Source organism: Microbacterium sp. UBA3394, from assembly GCF_002358725.1.
Taxonomy (GTDB): domain Bacteria; phylum Actinomycetota; class Actinomycetes; order Actinomycetales; family Microbacteriaceae; genus Microbacterium; species Microbacterium luteum.
This window is the reverse complement of record NZ_DEPK01000169.1, coordinates 1-2,988: the sequence shown is the minus strand read 5'-3', so window position 1 is coordinate 2,988 and position 2,988 is coordinate 1. Positions and strand designations below refer to the sequence as shown.

Genomic DNA, 2,988 nt, shown 5'->3' with positions numbered 1-2,988 from the left:
GCCGCGGAGTACCTTGGGATCAACCTTTCCCGGTCGTTGAGCGACGAGCGGAGCGAGGAGACGAAACGGAACGAGGTGAGCACATGGTGGACCCCGACGAGATCGACGAGGACGCACCGATCCTCGCCATCGCCGGCGCCGCGGAGCTGGCGGGGATGCATCCGCAGACCCTGCGCCAGTACGACCGTCTCGGCCTCGTCGTGCCCGCGCGCACCCAGGGCGGGTCGCGCCGGTACTCGCTGCGGCACGTCGCCCAGCTGCGAGAGGTCGCGCGCATGTCGGCGGAGGGCATGAGCCTGCCGGCCATCGCGCGCATCCTCGAACTGGAGAACCGGGTGCGCGAGCTGCACCTGCGCGTGCGCGACCTCGAAGACCGCATGAAGAGCGAGCTCGAGCGACGCCCCGGTGCGCGCGTGTTCGCGGCGGGCGCGACCGGCTCGGTCATCTCGCTGCGCCACGGCACCCGCGTGCGTCGCGCCACCGAGGTCGTGCTGTGGCGTCCGCACCGCGCCCTGCCGCCTGCCGACGACGACACCGACGCCTGATCTCCCGCGCGGCGCGTCGCCTCGCTAGGGTGTGGCTCGTGAACGCGCCCACACCGGCACCGACCCGACGATCCGAGAAGCTGCGTGCCGCGGCACAGCAGGAGTTCGACGGCGCGACCGAACGGTCGCTGGAATCCCTCTCGCTGAGCGCCGGCGTCGTCGCCTTCATCGTCGTCGCGCTCGTGACCCTGCCGGTGTTCCGTCTCGAGGCGGCGCCGATCGCGGGGCCGGATTCCATCGGGCAGTTCGTCGCGGTCGCCTCGGCCACGGTCGCACTCGTCGTCTTCGGTGCCGGGCGCTATCTGGTGCGCCGAGCTCGGCGCGGCGCGCCGCTGCGCGTGCTCGACCACCTCGACATCGCCGCGCTCGCGCTCGCACACGCGATCATCGCGCTGCTGTCGTGGACGCTGGTGGCGAGCATCATGGAGCGCAGCTTCATCGGCGCCGAGGTCTACCCGTTGCCGCTCATCGCCCTCGGCGGTGCGACGGCGTTCGTCACCGCCTACGCGGTGTTCGCCTCGGCGACGCAGATGGACCTGCCGCTGCTGGCGATCGTCCTCGCGGGCTTCCTCGTCGAGGGGGTCGTCACCGCGATGCTGACCGCGAGCGATCCGCAGTGGTGGAAGCTCAACCTCAGTGCGCTCGGGATGACCGACGACCTGTCGGCGTTCGCGTTCAACATCACGCTCATCATCGCCGGCTTCATCGTGACCACCCTCGCCCGCTACGTCACGATCGGCATCCCGACGCCGCACCCGCACGGCGCGCGGAACGTGCGGATCTCGCTCATCGTCGTCGGGGTCTTCCTCGCGGGCGTCGGGGTCTTCCCCGTCGACGAGTTCTTCCTGCTGCACACCGGTGTCGCTTCCGGGATGGCGGTGGCCTTCGGCGTGCTGGTGATCGCGCTGAAGTGGTGGGTGCCCGGGATCGCGCGCGCCTTCCTCTCCCTCGGCTGGCTGTTCGTGGGCGTCATCGTGGTGCTGGCGGTCATGTTCGCGACCGGTGCGTACACGCTGACGGCCGTGGAGCTGGTCGCCGGGGTGCTCGTCTTCGCGTGGATCATCCTGTTCATCCGGAACGCCGCCGCCCTCCAAGCCGACGCGACACCCTGACCCGCCGCCCGCGGGCCCTGCGTGCACGCGGGCGGCGAGGCTGCGCGGCGGAGCGCCGCAGCGCTCGTAGGCTCGAACGCATGACGTTGGACCGGTGGCAGCAGATCACGAACTGGCCGCTGATCATCGCCTCGCTCGCCTTCATCGTCGCGTACTCGTGGCAGGTGATCGCCGACCTCGAGGGCGGCGAGTTCTCCCTCGCCCGGGCGATCATGTTCGCCACCTGGGTCGTGTTCGCGATCGACTACGTCGTGCAGCTCTCCCTCGCCAAGCCGAAGGGCCGCTGGTTCCGCACGCACCTGTTCGACCTGTGCGTCGTGGTGATCCCCGCCCTCCGCCCGCTGCGCCTGCTGAAAGCGCTCACCGTCATCCACGTGCTGCAGCGCACCGCCGGTGCGGCCCTCCGCGCACGCATCGCCGTCTACGGCGCGGGCGCCGCCCTCACCCTCATCTGGGTCGCCGCCCTCACGGTGCTCGAAGCCGAGCGCGACGCCCCGAACGCGAACATCACCTCGTTCGGCGACGCCCTGTGGTGGGCGTTCGTCACGATCACCACCGTCGGCTACGGCGACTACACGCCGGTCACCGCGTGGGGTCGCGTCATCGCGGTGCTGCTCATGACCGGCGGCATCGCCGTCGTCGGTGTCGTCTCGGCCACCTTCGCGTCGTGGGTGCTCGAGCGGGCCGCCGCCGGTGCGGATGACGCGGGCGAAGCCGCCACGCGCGGGCAGGTGCGCGCGCTCGCCGCCCAGATCGACGACCTCGGCGCCCGCCTCGGCCGGCCGGGCGACGGCGCCGCATCCACCGACCGCCCGCCGAGCGCCTAGCCTGGCATCGTGAAGCGTCCCGCCCCCGCACCCGCCGCCCCCGCGCCTCCGGCGCTGTCGCCGTCGCTGCGGATCGTGATCGGACTCGCCGCGTCGGTGATCGTGCTCGTGGGGCTCTCGATCGGCCGCGACGTCGTCGGGCCGCTCGTGCTCGGCGCGGTCATCGTGATCATCTGCCAGCCGCTCGGCACGGCGCTGCGACGCAGGGGGTGGCCGCGATGGGCGGCCACCACCGCCGTGATCGTGCTCGGCTACCTCATCCTCGCGGTGCTCGCCGTCATGCTCGCCTTCGCCGGCGTGCAGTTCGGGCGGCTCGTGCAGGACTTCGCCGCCGATCTGCAGCGGACCGCCCTCGCCGTCGTGGAGTGGCTCCGCGGCCTCGGCCTCGACGATCAGATCGCCGCCGCCACCGCGTCGCTGCTCTCGCCGTCGACCCTGCTGACGATCGCGTCGTCGGTCGGGGGCAGCGTGCTCGGCGTGCTCACGGCGTTCTTCTTCGTGCTG

The 2,988-nt window shown here is 71.8% G+C and carries 4 protein-coding genes; all 4 read left to right on the top strand.

The features are described from left to right. The first annotated feature begins 83 nt into the window (after positions 1 to 83). A complete protein-coding gene (locus B4E30_RS10050) occupies positions 84 to 545 on the top strand; it encodes a heat shock protein transcriptional repressor HspR (protein WP_286795140.1) in 462 nt (153 codons plus the stop codon). Between the two features lie 38 nt (positions 546 to 583). Then, positions 584 to 1,657: a DUF998 domain-containing protein gene (locus B4E30_RS10045; RefSeq protein ID WP_286795138.1), complete on the top strand. Its 1,074-nt coding sequence runs from the start codon at positions 584 to 586 to the stop codon at positions 1,655 to 1,657. 80 nt (positions 1,658 to 1,737) lie between these two features. Beyond that, on the top strand, positions 1,738 to 2,484 hold the full coding sequence (locus B4E30_RS10040; RefSeq protein WP_286795135.1) for a potassium channel family protein: 747 nt from the start codon (positions 1,738 to 1,740) through the stop codon (positions 2,482 to 2,484). Between the two features lie 9 nt (positions 2,485 to 2,493). Then, positions 2,494 to 2,988 (top strand): AI-2E family transporter (locus B4E30_RS10035; protein WP_286795134.1); only part of this gene is annotated, 495 nt, incomplete at its 3' end.